Annotated in this window: 16 protein-coding genes, 1 tRNA gene and 1 pseudogene; 10 read left to right on the top strand and 8 right to left on the bottom strand. The window is 59.0% G+C overall.

All coding sequences use genetic code 11. The features are described 5' to 3' along the window. Positions 1-52: 52 nt before the first annotated feature. From D6851_RS04490 to msrB, 3 genes are all read left to right on the top strand, one after another. A complete protein-coding gene (locus D6851_RS04490; protein WP_120323685.1) occupies positions 53-4,768 on the top strand; it encodes an NAD-glutamate dehydrogenase in 4,716 nt (1,571 codons plus the stop codon). A 54-nt stretch (positions 4,769-4,822) separates the two neighbouring features. Continuing rightward, on the top strand, positions 4,823-6,049 hold the full coding sequence (locus tag D6851_RS04485) for an NAD(P)/FAD-dependent oxidoreductase (protein WP_120323684.1): 1,227 nt from the start codon (positions 4,823-4,825) through the stop codon (positions 6,047-6,049). Positions 6,050-6,121: 72 nt separating this feature from the next. After that, positions 6,122-6,613 carry a peptide-methionine (R)-S-oxide reductase MsrB gene (gene msrB, locus D6851_RS04480; RefSeq protein ID WP_120323683.1) on the top strand — a complete coding sequence of 164 codons (492 nt, stop codon included), beginning with the start codon at positions 6,122-6,124 and terminating at the stop codon, positions 6,611-6,613. Between the two features lie 34 nt (positions 6,614-6,647). On the opposite strand, the gene D6851_RS04475 is transcribed toward msrB, so the two are convergent. Both D6851_RS04475 and D6851_RS04470 read right to left on the bottom strand, forming a co-directional pair. Beyond that, positions 6,648-7,313 (bottom strand): PilZ domain-containing protein, encoded by a 666-nt coding sequence (locus D6851_RS04475; protein ID WP_183029988.1) that lies wholly within the window; start codon positions 7,311-7,313, stop codon positions 6,648-6,650. A gap of 242 nt (positions 7,314-7,555) precedes the next feature. Then, positions 7,556-7,640: transfer RNA gene (locus tag D6851_RS04470), tRNA-Leu, on the bottom strand. A gap of 400 nt (positions 7,641-8,040) precedes the next feature. On the opposite strand from D6851_RS04470, the gene D6851_RS04465 reads away from it, so the two are divergent. Then, a complete protein-coding gene (locus D6851_RS04465) occupies positions 8,041-10,527 on the top strand; it encodes a TonB-dependent receptor (protein ID WP_120323681.1) in 2,487 nt (828 codons plus the stop codon). A gap of 116 nt (positions 10,528-10,643) precedes the next feature. Here the strand turns inward: D6851_RS04465 and D6851_RS04460 are convergent, their stop codons facing one another. After that, positions 10,644-10,925, bottom strand: a complete 282-nt coding sequence (locus D6851_RS04460) for an integration host factor subunit beta (RefSeq protein ID WP_120323680.1) — start codon at positions 10,923-10,925, stop codon at positions 10,644-10,646. Positions 10,926-11,073: 148 nt separating this feature from the next. Continuing rightward, positions 11,074-11,436, bottom strand: coding sequence for a GntR family transcriptional regulator (locus tag D6851_RS04455; RefSeq protein WP_120323679.1), 363 nt, complete (start codon positions 11,434-11,436; stop codon positions 11,074-11,076). 191 nt (positions 11,437-11,627) lie between these two features. Between D6851_RS04455 and D6851_RS04450 the strand changes: the two genes are divergently transcribed. From D6851_RS04450 to D6851_RS18270, 6 genes and pseudogenes are all read left to right on the top strand, one after another. Then, a complete protein-coding gene (locus D6851_RS04450) occupies positions 11,628-13,199 on the top strand; it encodes a peptide MFS transporter (RefSeq protein WP_120323678.1) in 1,572 nt (523 codons plus the stop codon). Between the two features lie 46 nt (positions 13,200-13,245). Then, on the top strand, positions 13,246-14,640 hold the full coding sequence (locus D6851_RS04445) for an amidohydrolase (RefSeq protein WP_183029987.1): 1,395 nt from the start codon (positions 13,246-13,248) through the stop codon (positions 14,638-14,640). Continuing rightward, positions 14,637-15,962 (top strand): amidohydrolase family protein, encoded by a 1,326-nt coding sequence (locus D6851_RS04440; RefSeq protein ID WP_420797088.1) that lies wholly within the window; start codon positions 14,637-14,639, stop codon positions 15,960-15,962. Before D6851_RS04445 ends, D6851_RS04440 begins: the two co-directional genes overlap by 4 nt. Positions 15,963-15,994: 32 nt before the next feature. Next, positions 15,995-16,690 carry an NnrU family protein gene (locus D6851_RS04435; RefSeq protein ID WP_238473937.1) on the top strand — a complete coding sequence of 232 codons (696 nt, stop codon included), beginning with the start codon at positions 15,995-15,997 and terminating at the stop codon, positions 16,688-16,690. Positions 16,691-16,709: 19 nt separating this feature from the next. Beyond that, positions 16,710-17,085 (top strand): annotated as a pseudogene (locus tag D6851_RS04430) (tRNA-binding protein). Beyond that, positions 17,082-17,405, top strand: a complete 324-nt coding sequence (locus tag D6851_RS18270; RefSeq protein WP_338014739.1) for a GyrI-like domain-containing protein — start codon at positions 17,082-17,084, stop codon at positions 17,403-17,405. The pseudogene D6851_RS04430 and the gene D6851_RS18270 overlap by 4 nt, the downstream one beginning before the upstream one ends. A 38-nt stretch (positions 17,406-17,443) precedes the next feature. Here the strand turns inward: D6851_RS18270 and dxs are convergent, their stop codons facing one another. The 4 genes from dxs to purH form a co-directional block, all read right to left on the bottom strand. After that, positions 17,444-19,378, bottom strand: a complete 1,935-nt coding sequence (gene dxs, locus D6851_RS04425; protein WP_120323677.1) for a 1-deoxy-D-xylulose-5-phosphate synthase — start codon at positions 19,376-19,378, stop codon at positions 17,444-17,446. Between the two features lie 66 nt (positions 19,379-19,444). Beyond that, the gene (locus tag D6851_RS04420) at positions 19,445-19,906 is read right to left on the bottom strand and encodes a Fur family transcriptional regulator (RefSeq protein WP_120323676.1); all 462 of its coding nucleotides are present in this window, start codon (positions 19,904-19,906) and stop codon (positions 19,445-19,447) included. A 67-nt stretch (positions 19,907-19,973) separates the two neighbouring features. Beyond that, entirely contained in the window at positions 19,974-20,660 is a 687-nt protein-coding gene (gene msrA, locus D6851_RS04415; protein ID WP_120323675.1) for a peptide-methionine (S)-S-oxide reductase MsrA, read from the bottom strand. Between the two features lie 284 nt (positions 20,661-20,944). Then, entirely contained in the window at positions 20,945-22,534 is a 1,590-nt protein-coding gene (gene purH / locus D6851_RS04410; RefSeq protein ID WP_120323674.1) for a bifunctional phosphoribosylaminoimidazolecarboxamide formyltransferase/IMP cyclohydrolase, read from the bottom strand. Positions 22,535-22,537: the final 3 nt, after the last annotated feature.

Here is a 22,537-nt window from a genome sequence, read left to right as displayed (position 1 = left end):
TGCGGGGCTGCCCCGGATTGATCCCTTACGGATCGAAGAAGGACGAAGATATATGGCACGTGAGACGCTCGATGAGGAAACGCAGGCAAGTCAGGCACTAACCCGGCAGCTTGTCCAGAGGATCGAGGCTTCTCTGCTGCCCGATGAAAAAGGCCTTCCCGAAGACGAGATCGAAGACGCGGCCCGCTTTTTGCTCGAAGCTGCCGCAACACGGAAAAGCGGCGAACCGGTGGTGCTGATTCAGTCAACCACCGGAGACAGGCGATTCATGCGCATTGCCTGCATCAATCGGGACATGCCGTTTCTGGTCGATTCCATCGCTGCCACGATTTCCGAATTCGATGTACCGATCGACCGGCTGGTCCACCCGATCGTTCCGGTTGAACGTGATAATGAAGGCCGCCTGATTGGCATTGCCACACATGAGGCGACCAATGCGACAGACCGCGAATCGATGGTCTATCTCGAAACCGGCCGGCTCGACGCCCGTCAGCGGCGTGAGCTGGACAAAGCGCTCGACATCACGCTGAAGGATGTCTGTGCCGCAGTCAGCGACTGGCCGGATATGAAGGCATGCCTGTTCAGGGATGCCGACACGCTGGAAGATCGCGAAGATGCAGCGCTGCTCCGCTGGCTCGGCGAAGGGATGATGACGCATCTCGGCCATATCGTACGCAACCGCGCCGGTGAACAGGTGGTGGAACGGGGCATTTGCCGCGAAAGCGCGCGTGAGTTGCTGGCCGATAGGGCGTGCAATGCGGCTATCGCCTGGTTTGACGAACGCCTGAAGGCCGATGGTGAGCAGCACAGCAAGCAATTGCTGATCGTCAAGGCTAACCATATTTCGCAGGTTCATCGCCGCGTGCCGCTCGATCTGTTCATCACTCCGATGATCGAGAATGGCGAAGTAAATGCCATTTCCATCCATGCCGGGGTCTGGACCAGTTCGGCACTGGGCACTGCACCCGATGAAGTGCCGCGGCTGCGCCGGCAATTTTCCACCATCATGGATACGCTGCACCTTCAGCAGGCGAGCCATGACGGCAAATCTCTGATTAATGCCCTGACCAAACTGCCGCATGATATTATTATCGGTTTTTCGGATGAGGACATCGCCCGCGTCGCCACACTGATGATGAGCCTGTCGGACCGCCCCCGTCCGCGCCTCACCCTGATCGCCGCACCGTTGCAGCGTCATCTCTTTGGGTTTGTCTGGTTTCCGCGCGACATGCTCTCCACCGCCATGCGGCAGCAGATCGAGCATATGCTCGAAGAAGAAACCGGCGCCACCACGCTCGACTGGAGCATGGCGGTGGAAGGCGGCAATCTGGTAATGCTGCGCTATGTCCTCGATTTTCGTGGCCGGGTCGGCACCCCCGATGAAACCGCGATCAATGCACGTTTGCAGGACATGCTGCGCGGCTGGAGCGAAGCGGTCGAGCATGAGCTGACCGATGGTGAAGTGCCAGGCCGGGCTGCTGCGCTGGCGGCACGCTATGCCGATGCCTTCCCCCCGTCCTATCGTACCGATTACGGCGCGAAAGAAGCGGCTCAGGATATTGAGCGCATTCGCCGTCTGACCAGCGATGAAGTCAATTGCCCGGAAGGTCGTGATGCGCGGCTCTATCGCATGGCAGGTGATCCGGAAGCCGATTTGCGGCTCAAAGTCTATCAGCTCGGCGGCTGGCTGCCCCTGTCCGATGCGGTGCCCGCGCTGGAGAATTTCGGTTTCCGCGTATTGGCGGAGATACCCACCGAGCTCGATCACGGGCAGATTGGCACGGTGCATGATTTCAAGCTCGGCCTGCTGCCCGGTGACGATGCCGACGAGCTGATGAAACGGGCCGATACGATTGAGAATGCGATCACGGCTGTGCTCAATAATTTCGCCGAGAATGACGTGTTCAACCGGCTGGTGGTGGGTACAGCGCTTACTGCGGAGGAAAGCAACTGGCTGCGCGCCTTCTATCGCTATCTGCGCCAGTGCGGCACCAGTTTCACGATCTACACGGTGGTCGATGCGCTGCGCGGCGCCCCGGACGTGACCCGCGGCCTTATCACCCTGTTCCGCACCCGCCACGATCCCGCCTTCACCGGAGATCGCGAGCAGGCAGCCAAAGATGCTGAAGAGACCATTCGCGATGGCCTGTCCAACGTCGCAGCCATCAATGATGACCGTTTGCTGCGGCTTTACTGGGCCTCTATAAGCGCAAGTCTGCGTACTAATGCCTTTGCGCCAGCCGCACAGGAAGCATTGGCCTTCAAATTCGATTCCTCGCAAGTACCCGGCCTGCCGAAACCTGTCCCCTGGCGGGAAATCTTCGTCTATTCACGCCGTGTCGAAGGCATCCATCTGCGAGCTGGCGCCGTCGCCCGCGGCGGGCTGCGCTGGTCAGACCGGCGCGACGATTTCCGCACGGAAATTCTCGGCCTGATGAAAGCGCAGCGCGTGAAGAATGCGGTGATCGTACCCACCGGGGCCAAAGGCGGTTTCTATCCCAAACGTTTGCCCGATCCCGCGCTCGACCGCGAAGGCTGGGCCGCCGAAGGGCAGGCCTCTTATGAAATCTTCATTCGCACATTGCTGTCCATAACCGATAATATTGTCGATGACACGGTGACACATCCCGATCAGGTGGTGATCCATGATGGGGAAGATCCCTATTTCGTGGTCGCGGCCGATAAAGGAACCGCACGTTTCTCAGATGTGGCCAACGGGATTGCCGAAAGCGAGGATTTCTGGCTGGACGATGCCTTCGCCAGTGGCGGTTCCAATGGCTACGATCACAAGGCCATGGGCATCACCGCCAAAGGCGGATGGATCTCGGTACAGCGCCATTTCCTTGAAATGGGCGTGGATGTGCAGCAAGATCCTGTGCGTGTAATCGGCTGCGGCGATATGTCGGGCGATGTATTCGGCAATGGCATGTTGCTGTCCAAAGCGATCAAACTCGTCGCGGCTTTCGACCATCGGCATATTTTTCTCGACCCCGATCCCGATCCGGCAAGTGCCTGGGAAGAACGCAAACGCCTGTTCGACCTTCCGCGTTCGAGCTGGGCCGATTATAATGAAGACCTGCTGTCCGAAGGTGGAGGTATCTTCCCACGCAGCATGAAGCGCATACCGCTTTCGGACGAGATTCGCAGCCTGCTGGGCATCAGTGAAAACGAACTCGATCCCGACACGCTGATTTCCACCATTCTCAAGGCGGAGGTCGATCTGCTGTGGTTCGGCGGGATCGGCACCTATATCAAGGCCGAGCGGGAGAATAATGTTCAGGTGGGCGATCCCACCAATGACAGTCTGCGCGTCGATGCCCGCGATATGCGTGTGAAAGTGATCGGCGAAGGCGCCAATCTGGGCGTGACGCAAGCAGGGCGCATCGAATTTGCTCTTCGCGGCGGCCGCATCAACACCGATTTCATCGACAATTCGGCCGGTGTCGACTGCTCCGATAATGAAGTGAATATCAAAATCGCCCTGGCTTCCGCTGTACGGGCAGGGCTGCTCGACAAGGAACAGCGCAATAGGCTGCTTGCCAGCATGACCGATGAAGTCTCCGATCTCGTGCTGGAAGATAATCGGTTGCAGGCGCTGGCTCTTTCGATTGCCGAAATAGGCGGGTCTCGCGCAGTACCGGCCCAGACGCGGCTGATCGAAACGCTCGAAGATATTGGTGAGCTTGACCGCCGGACCGAAGGTCTCGCCGATGATGAAAGCCTCGCCCGCCGGGCCGGGGATGGCCATGGACTTACCCGCCCCGAACTCGCAGTATTGCTGTCCAACACCAAGCTGGTGATGCAGGCCTCCATCGAAGAGTGTGAACTGGGACGTGACGATGCGCTAATACCGCTATTGCTGGCGGATTTCCCGGAAGCGATGCGCGAAACATATCGCCAGCAGATTCTCGATCATCCGCTGCGCAAGGAAATCGTCGCAACGGTGATCGCCAACCGGATCATCAACCGCATGGGGCCGGTCCATCCCTTCGAGCTGGCGGAGGAAGAGGGAGCCAGCCTCGATCAGGTCGCCGCGGCCTTCTGTGCCGCTACTCGCCTGCTCAGGCTGGAGGAAAGCTGGAGCGCACTGGAACGGGCCGACATGCCTGAAACGGCTCGGCTGATGCTATTCGACCGGGCAGCACAGGCGCTGCGCGGCCATGTCGCCGATCTGCTGCGAGCCACTGGCGGCGATATTGCGGTCGGTCCGCTGATCGAAAGTCTGCAGGACAATGTCGACCGGCTGCGCGGAGAAGTGGATGGGCTGCTGGCCGATGAAGGGCGCATCCATGCCCAGCGCATGATCGATGAGATGCTCGACGCCGGAGCGCCTGAAAGTTTTGCCCTCGACATTGTCCGGCTGTACAAAATGGACGGTGCGATCGGCATTTCGCGACTGGCCATGGATACCGGCGTTTCCGCCGTTTGCCTGGCTGATGCCTTTGTTGATCTGGGGCAGCGCATGGGTATCGACTGGGCCCAGTCACGCGCTGCGGTGATGGATCCGTCCGATCCCTGGGAGCGGCTGCTGGTCGCCGGGCTCGCCCGTGATTTCCAACAGATGCGGTTCGACTTCCTGTGCCATTTCGCCAAACGGCACGATCTTGAAAGCCATGCCGGTGAAGCCCTGTCGCAATGGGCCGATAATCATGCTGCAGCATTGCGGCGCTTCCGTAATGTGATCGCCCGGGCACAATCAGCCGCCACGGTTGCCCCGTCAATGCTCGCGCAGATTGCGACACAGGCGCGCAATCTCTTGCAGCGATGAAACGATGATAAGGATGCACTTGACCTGACCGGTTATTCTTAGGAAGCACTGCCCATGATAGAAACAAACGTGGCAATCGTGGGAGCGGGTCATGGCGGCGCACAAGCCGCCATCGCCCTGAGGCAACAAGGCTTCGAAGGCCGGATTCTTCTTATCGGGCGGGAGCATAATCCGCCCTATGAACGGCCGCCTTTGTCCAAGGATTATCTTGCCCGGGACAAGCCGTTCGAGCGCATTATGATCCGGCCGGAGACCTTCTGGGGCGATAAAGCGATCGATCTCCAGCTCGGAACCGCTGTCACGCAGATCGATCCAAAAGCGCATGAGCTGGAACTGAGTAATGGCGAAACAGTCCATTATGACAAGCTGATCTGGGCGGCGGGCGGTGATCCCAGGCCGCTTTCCTGTTCGGGGACCAATCTCGCCGGTGTCCATTCGGTTCGCAACAAGCCCGATGTGGACCGGATCATGACGGAACTCGATGCCGGCGCACGCAAAGTCATCGTGATCGGCGGAGGGTATATCGGTCTTGAGGCCGCCGCCGTGATGACCAAACTTGGCTGTGCGGTGACACTGCTCGAAGCGCAGGACCGAGTACTGGCCCGTGTTGCAGGGGAAGATTTGTCACGCTTCTATGAGAAGGAACATCGCGATCACGGTGTCGATATCCGTCTCGAAGCGAAGGTCGATTGCCTCGAAGGAGACGGCGACTCTGTGAGCGGTGTGCGCATGCATGACGGCAGCGTACTGCCGTGCGACATGGTGATTGTCGGGATCGGCATCGTACCGGCTGTCGGCCCGCTTATTGCTGCAGGCGCAGCGGGCGCCAATGGCGTGGATGTGGACGAATATTGCCGCACCAGCCTGCCCGATGTCTATGCGATCGGCGATTGTGCAGCCCATGGCAATGCCTATGCCCATGGTGCGGTAATCCGTCTGGAATCGGTTCAGAATGCCAATGATATGGCCACCACCGCGGCTAAGGATATTGTCGGCAAATCCGAAGCCTATAAGGCGTTGCCCTGGTTCTGGTCCAATCAATATGATCTGAAACTGCAAACCGCCGGCCTGCATTTCGATCATGATACAACCGTGCTGCGCGGTGACCCCGAAACCCGCAAATTCTCGGTACTTTATCTGCGCGATGGTAAAGTGATCGCCATCGATGCGGTGAACAACACCAGAGATTATGTTCAGGGCCGCAAGCTGATCGAAGCCCGCGCTGCGATCGATCCCGAACGGCTGATGGATAGCGAAACGCCGCTCAAGGAAATGCTCTGACGGATATAGGCTGCACTTTCGGACCATCGCTATTCAGGAACGGTTCGGCAAACCGGGCGTAAATTCCATGTAATGCGAAGGATTTCATCCGATCGGCGCCGGGCTCTGGCCTGGCTGGGCGCAGGATGCTGTTATACAGCGCTCGCCGCCTGCGGCAGCAAGGCCGAAGCGCGCCATTATCCGGTGTCGCTGACCGATTCCCAATGGAAGGCCCGGCTGACCGCAGAGGAATATCGCATCCTGCGCAAAGGCGGCACCGAAAGGGCGCATAGTTCGCCGCTCAACACGGAAAAACGCAAAGGCACTTTTCTGTGTGCCGGTTGCGGGAACGAACTGTATTCCTCCCGCACAAAATATGACAGCGGCACCGGATGGCCCAGCTTCTGGAAGCCATTGCCGGGCGCCATCGGCACATCACGCGATTACAAGCTCGGCTATCCGCGTACCGCAGTGCATTGTGCCGATTGCGGCGGGCATCTCGGCCATGTTTTTAGTGACGGCCCCAGACCGACCGGCAAGCGCTATTGCATGAACGGGGCGGCGATGGATTTCCGCCCGGCCTGACCCTCCGGCCGCATCTATGGCGAAAGGTGTAGATTCAGCCGGGAATATGGCCTTGCTGTGGCCGGATCGGCAGCAATTGTCCCTGACCATTAATGGCAGCGAGAATGCCGGCCAGTTCGGCAAAGGGCAATATGCGCCCGAAAGACAGGCCGTAATCGGAATCCTGCCGCCAGCGTACCGTGCATTTCAGTTCGGGAATATGATCGAGATGCAGCACCAGTTCTTCATCGATGGCGAGAAAATCCTCACAAGTAATGCGCGCGCCCTGCTGTGAGATATTGACCAGCCTGATCCGGCTCATCAGGTTGCCCCGCGCCACCAGGCCGCGTGCATCCAGATTGATCCGCAGCGGCCGGTGCGGTCGCACTTCCGGCCCGTGCAGCCGGTGCCCCGCCACCACCCGGTCAACGTCGATAGTTTCGGGAAAACGAAAGCCCGCCCGGTCATCTACACACCAGACCGGCTCCAGCGGAAACCGATCTCCGTTGGGCAGTTCCAGAACAATCCGTTCACTGTCGGGAAGCGTGTGAAACACACGCAAGCTTACCCCGGTGGCGGACACATCGCGTACCACACAGAGAAATTCCCCGGAATCGAGAGCCAATTTGGCAGTGCGGATCAGAGGCGTGAAACGCGGTGCAAGGCGCATTTCGGCTTCCGCACCGATATTCGCTTTGAAATCATTCGGCACGTTTCTCACGGCACGCCTCATAGACTGTCAATGCCGTTCCAGAGGCTGGAACAGACCTTCCATTCAGGCACTATATGTAAATCTACTTAACGATCGCTAAAGACACGTGAAAAGAACGACCTACGCGCCATTTAAGCCGGGCAAAAAGCCGATAGTTTTGAAATTAGGGCGCATATGAAAGGATCGACTGCGACACTGTATGCGCTTGCCGCGCCGGCAGAACGCTCAAACACATGGAAGGAAAATCCGAATGGTGCGGGCGGCGGGACTCGAACCCGCACGAGCAAAGCTCAGGGGATTTTAAGTCCCCGGCGTCTACCATTCCGCCACGCCCGCTTTTCGAGCGACAGGCTTTAGCCGCGAGTGAAGCAGCTTTCCAGAGGGCAAAATTTTTCTCACCGATTCTGTGTCTGCACCGCTTGCTTCCGGCGATGGAATAGCAACCCGGCACAAAGCTGAAATACGGACAAATACCAGAGATATATTGGCTTAGCCTCCGTTCCATGCGCAAAGTAAAAAACGACACAATCCTCTTTAAAATCCTGGATCGTATGCATCGCATACTAATTTTTACCTTGCTTGGTTATCGTCCTGTTGTAACTAATTGTTCCTGACAGGGGGTGGCCACGCAAAACAGGACGTGAACGCTTCTCCTGCGCAACCCGCAGACCGGCCCAAGGCCGGCACGGGTAAAAACGAGTCTTCGAGGGGAGGACCGTGGGAGGAACATATGAGGATGCACTTTTTGGCAATTGCGTCGGGCTGCGCGCTGGCCACTGCTCTGGCAGCGCCCGTTTATGCCCAGGACACAGAGACTGAAAACCAGAGTCAGACGACCAGCGGATCGCGCAACACGGAAATCGTGGTAACTGCCGAATTTCGCGAGGCCAATCTGCAGGACACGCCCATCGCGATTACGGCTGTGAATGCCGAAATGCTCGAAGCGCGCGGGCAAACCGATGTGGCCGATGTCGCCAGCAATGCGCCCAATGTCACGCTGAAGCAGCAAAGCCAGTATAGCGGATCAGGCATGGTCGCCTTTATTCGCGGTGTGGGCCAGACCGATTTCAACTATGCGCTCGAACCGGGTGTGGGCGTCTATATCGACGATGTCTATTTCCCGACGCTGACCGGCTCCCTGCTCGATCTGACCGATCTTGAACGGGTCGAAGTGCTCCGCGGGCCACAGGGTACGCTGGCGGGCAAGAACTCGATCGGCGGCGCCATCAAACTGTTCACCCGCAAGCCCGATGGCAGCGGACGCGGAATGATACAGGCGACTTACGGGTCCTATAACCGTCTCGAAGCACGCGGTTTTGCCGATTTCGGCCTGACAGATAATCTCTTCGCACGACTTGCCGCCACTACCAAACATCGCGACGGCTATGTCACCCGGCTCGATTACGGAAAGACACATCCCGATTCCAATGTGCCGGTGGGATCGGGCACAACCGAGAAAGTCGGGACGCTGGGCGATATCGCCTATTCGGGAGCCCGCCTTTCGCTGCGCTGGCTGCCCGACCCGGATGTCGAAGTGAATGTCTCGGCCGACTACACGCATGACCGCTCGTCCTCGGGGGCAGGCGTGTTGCGTTATGTCAGCCCGACAGCGCCCTATACCACGCCTGACGGTATTCCTTTCCTGACCGGCAAAGATGGCACGGCGGTTCCCTATGATTGCCGCTTCGTGCCTGCGGGGCCCTATTCCTGCGACAGGCTGAGCAATTCAGGCCGCGATCCCGGTTATATTACCTATGAGGATTTCCTCGATAGCCGTGATCCAACCAGTCAGGCGCCGTTTAAGCCGCTCGCTTTCGACCCGATTCAACATTTCAATGGCTGGGGCGTGCAGGGAACAATCGACTGGACCTTGTCCGACCAGTTCCAGCTCAAATCGATCTCCTCCTATCGCGGCTATGACACCACCTGGGTAACGGCGGTGGACGGCTCACCCGTACCATCCCAGCAATTGCGTCAGGCGCTCGACTTCGAATCCTGGAGTCAGGAATTGCGACTCAACGGATCGCTGTTCGACGATCTGCTCGATTTCACACTGGGCGGGTTCTATTTCGATCAGGACGGATCGATGACCGCGCGGGTGGACATTAATTATGCCGGGCTCGATTTTATTCACGGCCCGGACGATACGCCGGCAACATCCAAAGCGGTTTTCCTCAACGGCACACTGCATCTCACCCCGATGTGGACTATCTCGGGCGGGGTGCGGTATTCGCGTGACAAGAAAACCTATACCTATCGCCGCAGTAATCCTGACGGCACCATTCCGGGCGGCTGCGCCTTTTTCGGCAATCCTTCATTGGGTAGCCCGACATCGCTCGGCAATGACCCGAATTGTCTGCTGGTGGGTCTCAACAATGCGAGCGAAACCTTTAAAGGCAAACGCTGGGATTATCGGATCGTCACCGATTATCGCTTCTCCGATGCTTTCCTCGCCTATGCGTCGGTTTCGACCGGCTATAAAGGCGGCGGCGTCAATCCGCGCCCTTATTTCGGACCGGATACGGGCGAATGCGAGGATCTGCCTGCCGGGGTTATTGCACCGTGTAACCAGATCAAGAGCTTCGATCCGGAAACGATCACGACCTATGAAGTGGGCTTCAAGGCCGATCTGTTCGACCGTCGTCTGCGGCTGAACTCAGCGGCCTTCTTCAACAAATATGACGATATTATCCTGACACTGAGCGCCTGCCCCGGTGCCCCGTGCCTCTTGCCGGCCAATATCGGCAAGGCGGATGTAAAGGGCTTCGAAACCGAAGTGACTGCCTTCCCGATAGACGGGCTGACGCTTGACGGATCGCTGAGCTATCTCAATTTCGAATATAAGGACACCGGCAATTCAGGCGTCCCGCTCGATAATGTAACACCCTACACGCCCGAATGGACCTATAGTTTCGGTGTGCAATATGACTACGAAATGGACGCGGGCACTATTACCGGACGGTTCGATGGCAGCTATCAGTCGAAAATCTACACCGAACCGCTCAACGATGTGCTGAACCGGATCGACAGCTATTTCCTCGCCAATGGCCGCCTGGCATTCAAGGCGCCCGGTGACGAATGGGAAGTCGCGCTGGAAGTGAAGAATATTTTCGACAAATATTACTTCCTCACCCTGTACGATCAGCATCTCAGCTCGGGCACGGTCTCCGGTCAGCCAGGTTTGCCTCGCACCTGGTCGGTCAGTGTGCGACGCAATTTCTGACGACAGATCATTTCACAGGAGGAAAAGGCGCGGAAAAGACCTTCCGCGCCTTTTTGCAGCGCCCCAACTTTCCGGATGGGCGATGAACGATAGCCCGGAGGCTGACCTGTTCGCGATCAGTCGCTGTTCAGGCGCTCACGCATTTCCTTGCCGGGCTTGAAATAAGGCACGCGTTTGGGCGGCACTTCCACGGATTCGCCGGTACGCGGATTGCGGCCGGTGCGGCCTTCCCGCTGGCGTGTGGAAAATGCCCCGAAACCGCGCAGCTCCACCCGGCCACCTTCGGCCAGACGGCTGGAAATTTCCTCGAAAAAAATATCGACGACCTGCTCGATCTCTTCGGGGCGCAATTCGGGATTGTCATCAGCAAGAGACTGCAACAGTTCGGATCTGATCATCTAGGTCCTCCGTTCCGGCCGTCTCAGATACACGACCGGGGAATTTGGCGACAAGATACCCCATACTTTCCGCCGAAAGCATGGCACGACCCCGGAAGGCCGCTTGCCAGAGCAAAGCCCTGCGCGCAATCTCCCTTTGTAAATTTTCTTACAAATTTGTGCTGCGGAGCTGCTGATCGGAAAGCAAAGACCGGGTATCGATACCCAATCGTTGCATTCTCGAACGAATCTCAGGCCATTCTTCTTCCAGAAAACGTTTCTTTTCAGCCGCACGCAGCTTTTCGGCCGCACCGTGAGTGACGAACATACCCACACCGCGCTGCACCTTCACCAGACCGTCGGCCTGGAATTGCTGATAGGCTTTGGCCACAGTCAAAGGATTGGCGCCCTGCTGCTGAGCAAAAGCTCGCACGGACGGCAGCATATCCCCGTCACCGTAATGCCCATCAATAATCGCCGCAGCGATAAGATCACGTAATTTGAGATAAACAGGGCGGACAGCATCGCTCATGACAGTGATGCAGTGCCATAATACAGCGATGCGGGTCAAGTCTCGGGGGCCGGCAGAGGTGCCGTTTCCTGTGCAACGAAAACCGCTTCACATGAGTGTCATTTTCTTTAGGCTGCATCGCATGATGATCGAAGCGCCCCGCACATTGCGGGTTGGCGCTCTTTTGCGATTTTTGAAGGGACTGCGGGTCGATGGCCAGTCAATATGCGGAAAGCGGGGATGCGCGAGGAACATTCCTCGGACATCCCAAAGGGTTGTTTGTTCTTTTCTTCGCCGAGATGTGGGAGCGCTTTTCCTATTACGGGATGCGCGCCCTGCTCATTTTCTACCTCACCAAGCACTGGCTGTTTTCCGATGGCGATGCGGGCGTCATCTATGGTGCCTATACCGCGCTGGTCTATATCACCCCCGTTCTCGGCGGCTATCTCGCCGACCGTTATCTCGGACAGCGAAAGGCGGTGGCCTATGGCGCTGTCCTGCTGACCTTCGGCCATTTCCTGATGGGTTTCGAAGGCAGCGGGGGTGACGATGCCTTCGCGCTCAATATGTTCTGGCTGGCGCTGGCTTTCATCATCGTCGGCTCCGGCTTTCTCAAGGCCAATATTTCGGTGATCGTCGGCCAGCTTTATCCGCGCACCGACACGCGCCGCGATCCGGCCTATACGATTTTCTATATGGGCATCAATCTGGGCGCTTTCCTCGGCTCGCTGCTCTGCGGCTATCTGGGTGAAGAATATGGCTGGAGCTATGGTTTCGGCGCTGCCGGGGTCGGCATGCTGCTTGGCCTGATCGTCTTTATCTGGGGTAAACCGCTGCTGGTCGGCCGCGGCGAAGCACCGGCCCCGCTCAGCAAAGGCAAGGAATGGGGCCTTTATGTGGTCGGCCTTCTGGCCGTGGTGCTGTGCTGGTGGATGGTGCAGAATCAGGATGTCGTGGGCACCTTGCTCGGTATCTTCGGCGCTATTCTGGTTCTGGGCGTTGTCTTTTATTCCATCATAAAACTGCCCGCCCATGACCGGGACCGGATTTTTGCCGCCTTGTTCCTGATCTTTGTCTCGATCGTCTTCTGGGCTCTGTTCGAACAGGCGGGCAATTCGCTCAACCTGTTCACCGATCGCTATGTGGATCGGATGGGCGTTCCCGCTTCGATGTTCCAGTCGCTCAATGCCGCCTATATTTTCCTGCTGGCGCCTGTATTTGCCGCTATCTGGACGGCACTCGGCAGACATAACAGGGAACCGTCGGCCCCGTTCAAATTCGGTCTTGGCGTGATTCAGGTAGGGCTGGGCTTTCTCGTGCTCGTCTGGGGTGCTCAGGCGGCAGGCATGGACAATTCGGTGCCGGTGATCTTCATTTTCCTCATCTATCTGCTGCACACGACTGGCGAATTGTCGCTTTCCCCCGTCGGTCTTTCGGCCATGAACCGGCTCGCGCCGGCGCATATGGCCTCGCTCATCATGGGCACATGGTTTTTCGCCTCGGCGACCGGCAATTACGCCGCCGGCCTGATTTCCCGCGCTGCCGGGGGAGACGGTCTGGAAAGCGCCGAAGCCGGCAAGGAGCTGGTACTGGGCGTTTATACCACCGTCGGCTGGTACGGTATCGGAATCGGGGTGGCGGTGCTGGCCATTTCACCGCTGGTGAAGAAGCTGATGCATCTCGACACGCTGCGCGACGACAGCGAGGAATTGCTGGGAGACAGCGAGGCCGGGCTCGAAGCGCAGGAAGCAGGGGTCCATCCGGAAAACACCCCGCGCGCCTGACCGGCGCCGGGGCAGGCATGGAAAACAGGGGACCGAAAGGGGGCATATGAAACTGCGATGTCTGATGATCGCCGCCGGAGCAGCCTTTGCTCTGGCCGGGTGCAGCACGGCGAATGGAGGCGTGGCATCGAGCGGCAGCCCCCCTTCCACCGCCAGAACGGCAAAGGCGGACAGACCCGCCCCCTATGCCTCGACTTATAAAGCCTATCCCGGCAGCCCCACGGCGCTGGTCGGCGCCACGATTTACGATGGCGAAGGCGGCGAGATCGATAATGGTACGGTGCTCTTCGCCAATGGCAAAGTGGAAGCCATCGGGCCTGCCGGCCTTGCCATTCCGGCGGGCTATCGGCGGATCGACGGGACAGGAAAATTCGTGACCCCCGGCGTGATCGACGTGCATTCGCATCTCGGCGATTATCCATCACCCTCAGTCGCCGCACTGAGCGACGGCAATGAAGCAACATCGCCCACGACACCCGAAGTCTGGGCCGAACATTCGGTCTGGCCGCAGGACCCCGGCTTTTCGCGCGCGCTTGTCAATGGCGGGGTCACGAGTCTGCAAATCCTCCCCGGTTCGGCCAATCTGATGGGCGGTCGCTCGGTCACACTCAAAAATGTCCCGGCCCGTACGGTGCAGGCGATGAAATTCCCCGGTGCGCCCTATGGGCTCAAAATGGCCTGCGGCGAGAATCCCAAGCGGGTCTATGGCAGCCGCGGCCAGATGCCCTCCACCCGGATGGGCAATTTCGCCGTGGATCGCGAAAACTGGATTGCGGCGCAGGAATATGCCGCCGGCGACCATACCAAGCGGGATCTCGGCCTCGAAACGCTCGAAGGTGTGCTCGATGGCGAGATTCTGGTCCATAATCACTGCTATCGCGCCGATGAAATGGCTCTGGTGCTCGATATGGCGAAGGAATTCGGCTATAAGGTCACTGCCTTTCATCATGCGGTGGAAAGCTACAAAATCGCCGATCTGCTGCGCGAAAACGATGTCTGCTCGGCCGTGTGGGCCGACTGGTACGGTTTCAAAATGGAATCCTACGATGCCATTCCGGAAAATGCTGCGCTGATCGCCAATGCAGGGGCCTGCGTCATCATCCATTCGGACGATGAAAACGGCATTCAGAGACTCAATCAGGCAGCAGCCAAGGCACAGGCCGCCGGGGCGCGCATCGGAATCGCCATTCCCGATGCCGATGTGGTAAGCTGGTTTACCTATAACCCCGCCAAGGCGATGGGCATTGCCGACCAGACCGGCAGCCTTAAGCAAGGCAAGATGGCCGATCTGGTGTTGTGGAACGGCGATCCGCTCTCAGTCTATTCGCGTCCCGAAAAGGTCTGGATCGATGGTGCGCTGATGTATGATGCCGACGATCCGAAACGCCGCCCGGTGAGCGATTTCGAACTCGGCCAGCCCGGTGAAGGAGATGTGAAATGAGCTTTCGCATGACATTCGGGCACAGGATGCTCAGGGCCGCACTGGCAGCTTCGCTCGCTTCGCTTTTCGCAGTGCCTCCGGCGGCAGCACAGGATCTCGCTATCACCCATGCCAAGCTGGTCATCGGCGATGGCAGCGATCCGATCGAGAACGGAACGGTGGTTGTACGTGGTGGGAAAGTGGTGGCAGCCGGCGCCAATGTGGCAGTGCCGGCCAATATCCCCGCCATGGATGCTCAGGGCATGTGGGTCACACCCGGCATCGTGGCATCGCTGACCGATCTGGGCATTGTCGATGTCAGCGGCGTGAGCGACAGCAATGATATTTCCGCCGATGACGCCGCTTACAGCGCCGCACTCGATATCGCTCCGACGATCAATCCACGTTCGGAACATATTGCGGTGAGCCGCGCCGGCGGTGTTACCCGCGCCACGGTGACACCCTTTGCCGGGCGCTCGATCTTTGCCGGGCAGGGTGCCATTATCGATCTGGGTGAGGATCCCGATGCGCTGATGAAACCGCGCGCGTCACAATATGTCGAATTGGGCGAAGATGGTGCCAGTCTGGCGGGCGGCAGCCGTGCAGCAGCTTATGCTATTCTGCATCAGGCGCTGGAGCGCGCCCGCCAGCCCGGTGATGCACCGGACAAGATCGAAGGCGGAGATGTTGAGGTCGGACCGGCCGATATTGCGGCGCTCGGGCCGGTGGTCGCTGGCGAGCAGACGCTCTATATCCATGTCGAACGCGCCGCCGATATCCGTTCCGCCCTCGCCCTCAGGCAGGATTTCCCGCAGCTCCGTATGGTGCTGGTAGGCGCGAGCGAAGGCTGGATGGCGGCCCGGGATATTGCTGCTGCCGGTGTTCCCGTAGTGACCATGCCGCTCAGCGATCTGCCGACCCATTTCGAAACGCTTGCAGCGACCCAGAGCAATGTCGGCCGGATGGTCGATGCAGGTGTCAAAGTCGCCATCGGCCAGTTTTCGGGCATGAACCAACCTCGCTGGGCACCCGAAGAAGCTGGCAATCTGGTCGCCCTCAACCGCATTCCGGGTGCCTCCGGCCTGACATGGGGCGAAGCCTTCGCCACCATCAGTTCGGTGCCGGCCGAGATTGCCGGGATGGGCGGAAAGATGGGCGTGCTGAAGCCCGGCGCTGTGGGCGATGTGATAATCTGGAACGGCGATCCGCTGGAACTCGACAGCGTGCCCGCCAGCGTCTTCATCGATGGTGTCAAACAGTCACTGGAGAGCCATCAAACCCGTTTACGGGACCGCTACCGCTCGCTTGAGCAAGGGAATTTGCCACCCGCCTATAACTGGTAGCGGCACAAAGGCGCAGGAGAGGAGATCAGAGTGTGAACCCGACAATGGCGATCGACCTTCCTCTGCTCCTGCTCTGCGCCGCCTGTGCAACCTTTGTGGGCAGCCATTTCCTGCTCTCTCATCCTTTGCGTGCCCCGCTTGTGGCACTGCTGGGCGAACGGCTCTTTCTGCTCGTCTATTCGCTTATCGCGCTGGCGGCGATGGGATGGATGGCCTTCGCCTTTCGCGCAGCAGGTTCGCCGGATCTGCCGGGAAGCGGAGAAACCGGCTGGGTTGTCGCCAGCCTGCTCAGCATCGTTGCGCTGGTGATGGTGCTCGGTTCGTTCCGCCATAATCCCGCTTTGCCCAATCCTGCCAGCGCGCTGCAAATTCCGATCCGCGTCCGCAGCGTTTTTCGCGTCACTCGCCATCCGATGATGTGGGGCTTCGTCTTATGGGCCGCCTCGCATCTGATCCTGTTCTGGAGCTGGCGAACGATGATAGTGGCTCTGGCCATTCTGATTCTGGCGCTGGTTGGGGCGCATTTGCAGGATCGCAAGAAAGAGCATCTGTTTGGCGTCGCCTGGCGAAGCTGGGAAAGGCGAACGTGTTTCTGGCCGCGTTGGCGCGCGCTGTTCACGCTCAGCCCGTTCTTGTGGCTATTTGCCATAATATTGTGGCTGGGGCTGACCTGGCTGCATATACCCGCAGCCGGTATTCCCGCAGGCCTCTGGCGCTGGATCGGCTGACCGATTAGAACGACGCATTATGCATTTGATTCACGATCCCGCCGCAGAAGCGGCTGCGCAAATCGCTTTCGAGGATTTCCTCAAGGTGGACATTCGGGCCGGCACAATCACAGAGGCCGATCCCTTCCCCGAAGCGCGCAATCCCGCCTACAAGCTTCAGATCGATCTTGGAGAAGGGGTCGGCATCCGCAAAAGCATTGCCCAGATCACCGAGAATTACACGCTGGAAGATCTGCCCGGGAAAAGGGTAATGGCGGTAGTCAATTTTCCCAGGCGCCAGATCGGCCCGGCTCGCTCCGAAGTGCTGCTGCTCGGCTTTGCCGATGAGCAGGGCCATCCATATTTTGCTGGCCGATGTGCCTGCCCAGGTGCCGAACGGCGCAAGACTCGCCTGACATCCGCTCCGCCTGCGTCAAAAAGCGCAAGATCGGTCAAGCGCCGCCCTCGCATATCCGGCACAAACAGAGAGCCACGCTTCGCTGCCCGACGATCCCGCGATCCGGTCCAGCACCATTCCGGCCGGGCGCTGCGCCGCCTGAGAATAACCGGCCAGAGCGATAATCTGCGCGCACCGGCGCTTTTTCTCTATCGCGACTGGCTTCCCCAAAGCGGCGAAAAGTTGCGCGATTATCCGCTATTCTGCCAGCGCCTTACACTCTTTCCGGATGTGCCTGAAACCGACACCGTCACCGAGCTGTTCCTGCCTCTGCAATAGGCCGGAACAGGGGGCACTTCTGTCAGGGGAAAGAGCGATCAGGCGCGCGCTTCGGCCACGCCTGCGCTATTATGCCGCAGGGCGGACAGCACCGTGTCGACGATTTGCGGGGCGTTGAGACCAGCATCGTCATATTGCTTATCCGGTGCGTCCTGATCCTGGAAAATATCAGGCAGACGCATAGTGCGGATTTTAAGCCCGGCATCGGTCAGCCCTTCATCGCTGGCCAGTGTCAGCACATGCGCACCGAGCCCGCCAATGCTGCCTTCTTCCACCGTCACCACCACATCATGGGTGGTCATCAGCTTGCGAATCAGCGCGCTATCGAGCGGCTTGGCGAAACGCAGATCGGCAACGCTTGTGGAAAGCCCTTTGGCTTCGAGCTGATCGGCCGCCCTGAGACTTTCGCCCAGCCGCGTGCCGAGTGACAATATGGCCACTTTACGCCCTGTCTTCGCATCGCCACGAACCATCCGGCCCTTGCCGATTTCGAGCATTTGCGGGGTTTCGGGCAAGGCGACACCCGTCCCCGCCCCGCGCGGATAGCGAAAGGCTATGGGGCCGGAATCATGCTGCGCCGCCGTATGCACCATATGGACCAGCTCGGCTTCATCGGCTGCCGCCATCACCACCATATTGGGCAGAGTGGCGAGATAGGTAACGTCGAAGCTGCCTGCATGGGTCGCGCCATCGGCGCCCACCAGCCCGGCCCGGTCGATCGCAAAGCGCACCGGGAGATTCTGGATCGCTACATCGTGCACCACCTGATCGAAGGCGCGCTGGAGGAAGGTCGAATAAATCGCGCAAAAGGGCCGCATACCCTGTGCCGCCAGGCCGGCGGCAAAGGTCACGCCATGCTGTTCGGCAATGCCGACATCGAAACTGCGCTCCGGAAATTGCGCGGCGAATTTATCGAGCCCCGTGCCGGAGGGCATGGCAGCAGTAATCGCACAGACGCGCTTATCCTGCTCGGCCTCGGCGATCAGCGCTTTGGCGAAGACATTGGTATAGCTTGGCGGACCGCCTGCGCTTTTCTTCTGTTCGCCGGTGATGACATCGAATTTCTGAACGCCGTGATATTTATCCGCCGACTGTTCGGCCGGGCCGTAGCCCTTGCCTTTCTGCGTCACCACATGGATCAGGCACGGCCCTTCGGCTGCGTCACGGACATTTTCCAGAACCGGCAGAAGCTGGTCGAGATCGTGTCCGTCGATCGGGCCGACATAATAGAAGCCCAGCTCTTCGAACAAGGTGCCACCCATCGCCATGCCGCGGGCATATTCATCTGTCTTGCGCGCTGCATCCTGCAAGGGTGCGGGCAAACGTTTGGCGAATTTCTTGGCGAGATTGCGCAGGCCGAGAAAGCGCCCGGAAGATACCAGCCGCGCCAGATAGCCCGACAGACCGCCCACCGGCGGCGCAATCGACATATCGTTATCGTTGAGGATTACGACCAGCCGGTTCCCCGCCTGTTCGGCATTGTTCATTGCTTCATAGGCCATGCCCGCGCTCATCGCGCCATCGCCGATCACCGCAATCGCCTTGCCCGGCGTGCCGGCCAGCTTGTTCGCCATGGCAAAGCCAAGCCCTGCCGAAATCGAAGTGGAACTATGCGCTGCCCCGAAAGGATCATATTCGCTTTCGGACCGCTTGGTGAAGCCCGACAGGCCGCCGCCCTGCCGCAAGGTGCGGATACGGTCACGCCGTCCGGTGAGTATCTTATGCGGATAGGCCTGATGGCCCACATCCCAGATCAGCCGGTCATCGGGCGTATTGAACACATAGTGAAGCGCCACAGTCAGTTCGACGACACCCAGGCCCGAGCCCAGATGGCCGCCGGTCGAACCGACGGCATCGATCATTTCGCTGCGCAGTTCATCGGCGAGCTGACGCAGCTCGCCCGCGGGCAGCTTGCGCAGGTCGTCCGGTGTCGTAACCGTATCGAGAAGAGGGGTAACCGGTGCTTTGGTCATCACTTCCGCTTACACTCCCTTTGCGGACCTGTCGATGAATCGCTCAATTTCGGATTCTGCGTAAAATCAGCTGCTTGCACAATCGTTGCACAGGCCGCGCAGCTCCACCACGGGGCGGACATCGGCAAAACCGTGCCGCTGGCCAGCCTCGCGCAGGGCACTGGTCAGCCTGTCGTCATCCAGATGGGTGGCCATGCCGCAATCGTCGCAAATCAGGAAAATGCAATCATGCTGGCAGCCCGGATGGCTGTTGGCGAGATAGGCATTGGAACTCTCGATCCGGTTGGCGAGATTGGTCCGCACGAACAGGTCGAGAATGCGATAGACGCTGTTGGCCGCCACGCGCTTGCCGCGCTTCGTCCCCACGACCTCGGCGATATCATAGGCCGAAGCGGGCCGGTCCTGCGCTGCCAGAGCTTCGAACACATCGGCACGCATAGCCGTCCACTGTTCGCCGGCCCCGGTCAGCACCGATTGCGCCGCTTCCACAAGCTGTGTGCCCGAATGTTCATGATGTGAATGTGCCATCGATCCGATATAGGGTACCGCGGACCGAACGGCAATTACCTGCAAGCTAAGGCCAAATACCTCTTTGTCAGCCGCGGACGAAATCTGCCCGATACACTGCGGGATAGAGGCGTTTCAGCGCCCTTACCTTGGGCGCGTCCCAGCGCCGTATATAGCCGTTATCGGGATGTTTGCGGGCGAAGTCCTGATGATACTTCTCCGCTTTATAGAATGTCCGCAGGGGTTCGATCCGCGTAACAATGGGGTCCTGCCACAGACCGCTGGCCTTCATCTGCTTCAGATAGGCCTGCGCCACCAGCCGTTGTTCGCTGTCCAGCGGCACCAGAGCCGCACGATATTGCGTGCCGATATCGGGCCCCTGCCGATCGCTCAGTGTGGGATCGGCAATCACCGAAAAGAAGATCCGCACAAGCTGATCATAACGGATTTTTTCCGGGTTGTAGACGACCTTCACCGCTTCGGCATGGCCCGTTTTACCGCTTGTCACCCGGCGATAAGAAGCATCCGCTTTTGTGCCGCCATGATAGCCGGAAACGGCGCTGCGCACACCCTTCACATGGCTGAAAACCGCTTCCACACCCCAGAAACACCCTCCGGCGAAAATGGCGGTTTTGAGCCCCGTAGCTTCTTCCGCTTGTCTCGCGGCAACCGGTGCGCGGACAATATTTTCTGCAGCAGATGCAGCATGGCCCTGGCAGGCAGACGCCGCCAGGGCCATGAAAAAGGCAGCGAAGGCAGAGATCCGCCTTCGCATCACATCACACCATTTGCGGCAGAATATAGACCGCCATACTGACAGCCGTTACGCCGAAGCCTACGAAAAAGGCTCGATAAAGGTCAGGTTTGAACAATTCCATACTCAACTCTTCAACTCTCAATCCTGTATCCGCCCCCCTCAATCAGGAAGCCGCAATTTCCCAGCGGTGAATACAGGACCGGCCCGCCACAAAAATGGGACGGACCGATGTGGCATGCTTCCTTACATGCCTATCTAATCCTTGGCGCCATCAATTCAATAGCGCGCAATAGTTTTTTATATCAGTGACGGAAATGCCGCATTCCGGTGAACACCATGGCCAGACCGGCCTCGTCGGCAGCCTGAATAACTTCATCGTCACGCATCGATCCGCCCGGCTGAATTACTGCCGTGGCGCCGGCTTCCACCGCAGCCAGTAAACCATCCGCGAAAGGGAAAAACGCATCGGATGCCACCGCACTACCTTGCGTGCGCGGCGTATCCCAGCCGTATTTTTCGGCCGCTTCGCGCGCCTTGATCGCGGCAATGCGCGCACTGTCGCGGCGATTCATCTGACCCGCGCCGATACCGGCTGTGGCACCGTCTTTAGCATAGACGATGGCGTTGGACTTCACATGGCGGGCCACGGTCCAGGCGAACAGACAATCCTTCAGTTCCTGCTCGGTCGGTTCACGTTTGGTCACGGTCTTGAGAGCGGCTTCGGCCACCGCGCCATTATCGCGCGACTGGACCAGCAGGCCGCCCGTGATCGGGCGCAGTGCGAAACCGGTCCGGCGCGGATCGGGCAATTCGTCGATCAGCAGAAGGCGCAGATTCTTCTTTTTAGCAAAGGCCGCCCTGGCCGCATCGTCAGCCCCCGGCGCCACCACCACTTCAGTGAAGATTTCGCAAATGGCTTCGGCCGTCGGCCCATCCAGCGGGCGGTTGACCGCCACAATGCCACCAAAGGCCGAAACGCTGTCACAGGCCAGAGCATCGTGCCAGGCCTGCAACAGATCGGGCGCCTGCGCCACGCCACAGGGATTGGCATGTTTGACGATCACGACAGCCGGTGCCTGCCCCTTGAATTCGGCGCAGAGTTCCAGTGCAGCGTCGGCATCGTTGTAATTATTGTAGCTCAGCGCCTTGCCCTGCACCTGTTCAGCCTGCGCGAGCCCTTTTTCGCTCGAACCGTAAGGCTGATAGATCGCTGCGGACTGATGCGGGTTTTCGCCATAGCGCAGTTCGGACAGCTTGGTCGCCACCAGCGAGAACTGATCGGGCAAAGCCTGCTTCTGATCGGTGCCGAGGAAATACTGGCTGATCGCTGCATCGTAACGCGCCGTGGCAGAAAAGGCCTTGGCTGCCATCTTCTTACGGAAATCGAGCGAAGTGGCGCCATTGCGGCTTTCCAGCTCTTCCATCAGCTCGCCATAATCGCCCGCATCGGTAACGATGGTGACGAATTTGTGATTCTTGGCAGAGGAGCGGACCATGGAAGGGCCGCCAATATCGATATTTTCGATCACTTCATCACGCTCGGCCCCGCGCGCCACAGTGGCTTCGAAGGGATAGAGATTGACCACCACGAGATCGATCGCCCCGATATTGTGCTCTTCCATAGAAGCAGCGTGTTCGGGATTGTCGCGCACGGCCAGCAGGCCACCATGGACGATCGGATGCAGCGTCTTCACGCGGCCATCCATCATTTCGGGAAAGCCGGTCAGTTCGGAAATGTCTTTCACATCCAGCCCGGCATCGCGCAGTGCCTTGGCTGTGCCGCCGGTCGATACCAGCTCCACACCGCGCGCACTGAGCGCCTTGCCGAGTTCCGCCAAACCGCTTTTGTCGGACACAGAAAGAAGCGCCCGCCTGATCGTCACATCACTCACGTA

This window comes from Altericroceibacterium spongiae, assembly GCF_003610805.1.
Classification (GTDB): Bacteria; Pseudomonadota; Alphaproteobacteria; order Sphingomonadales; family Sphingomonadaceae; genus Altericroceibacterium; species Altericroceibacterium spongiae.
This window is presented reverse-complemented; position numbering and strand designations above follow the sequence as displayed.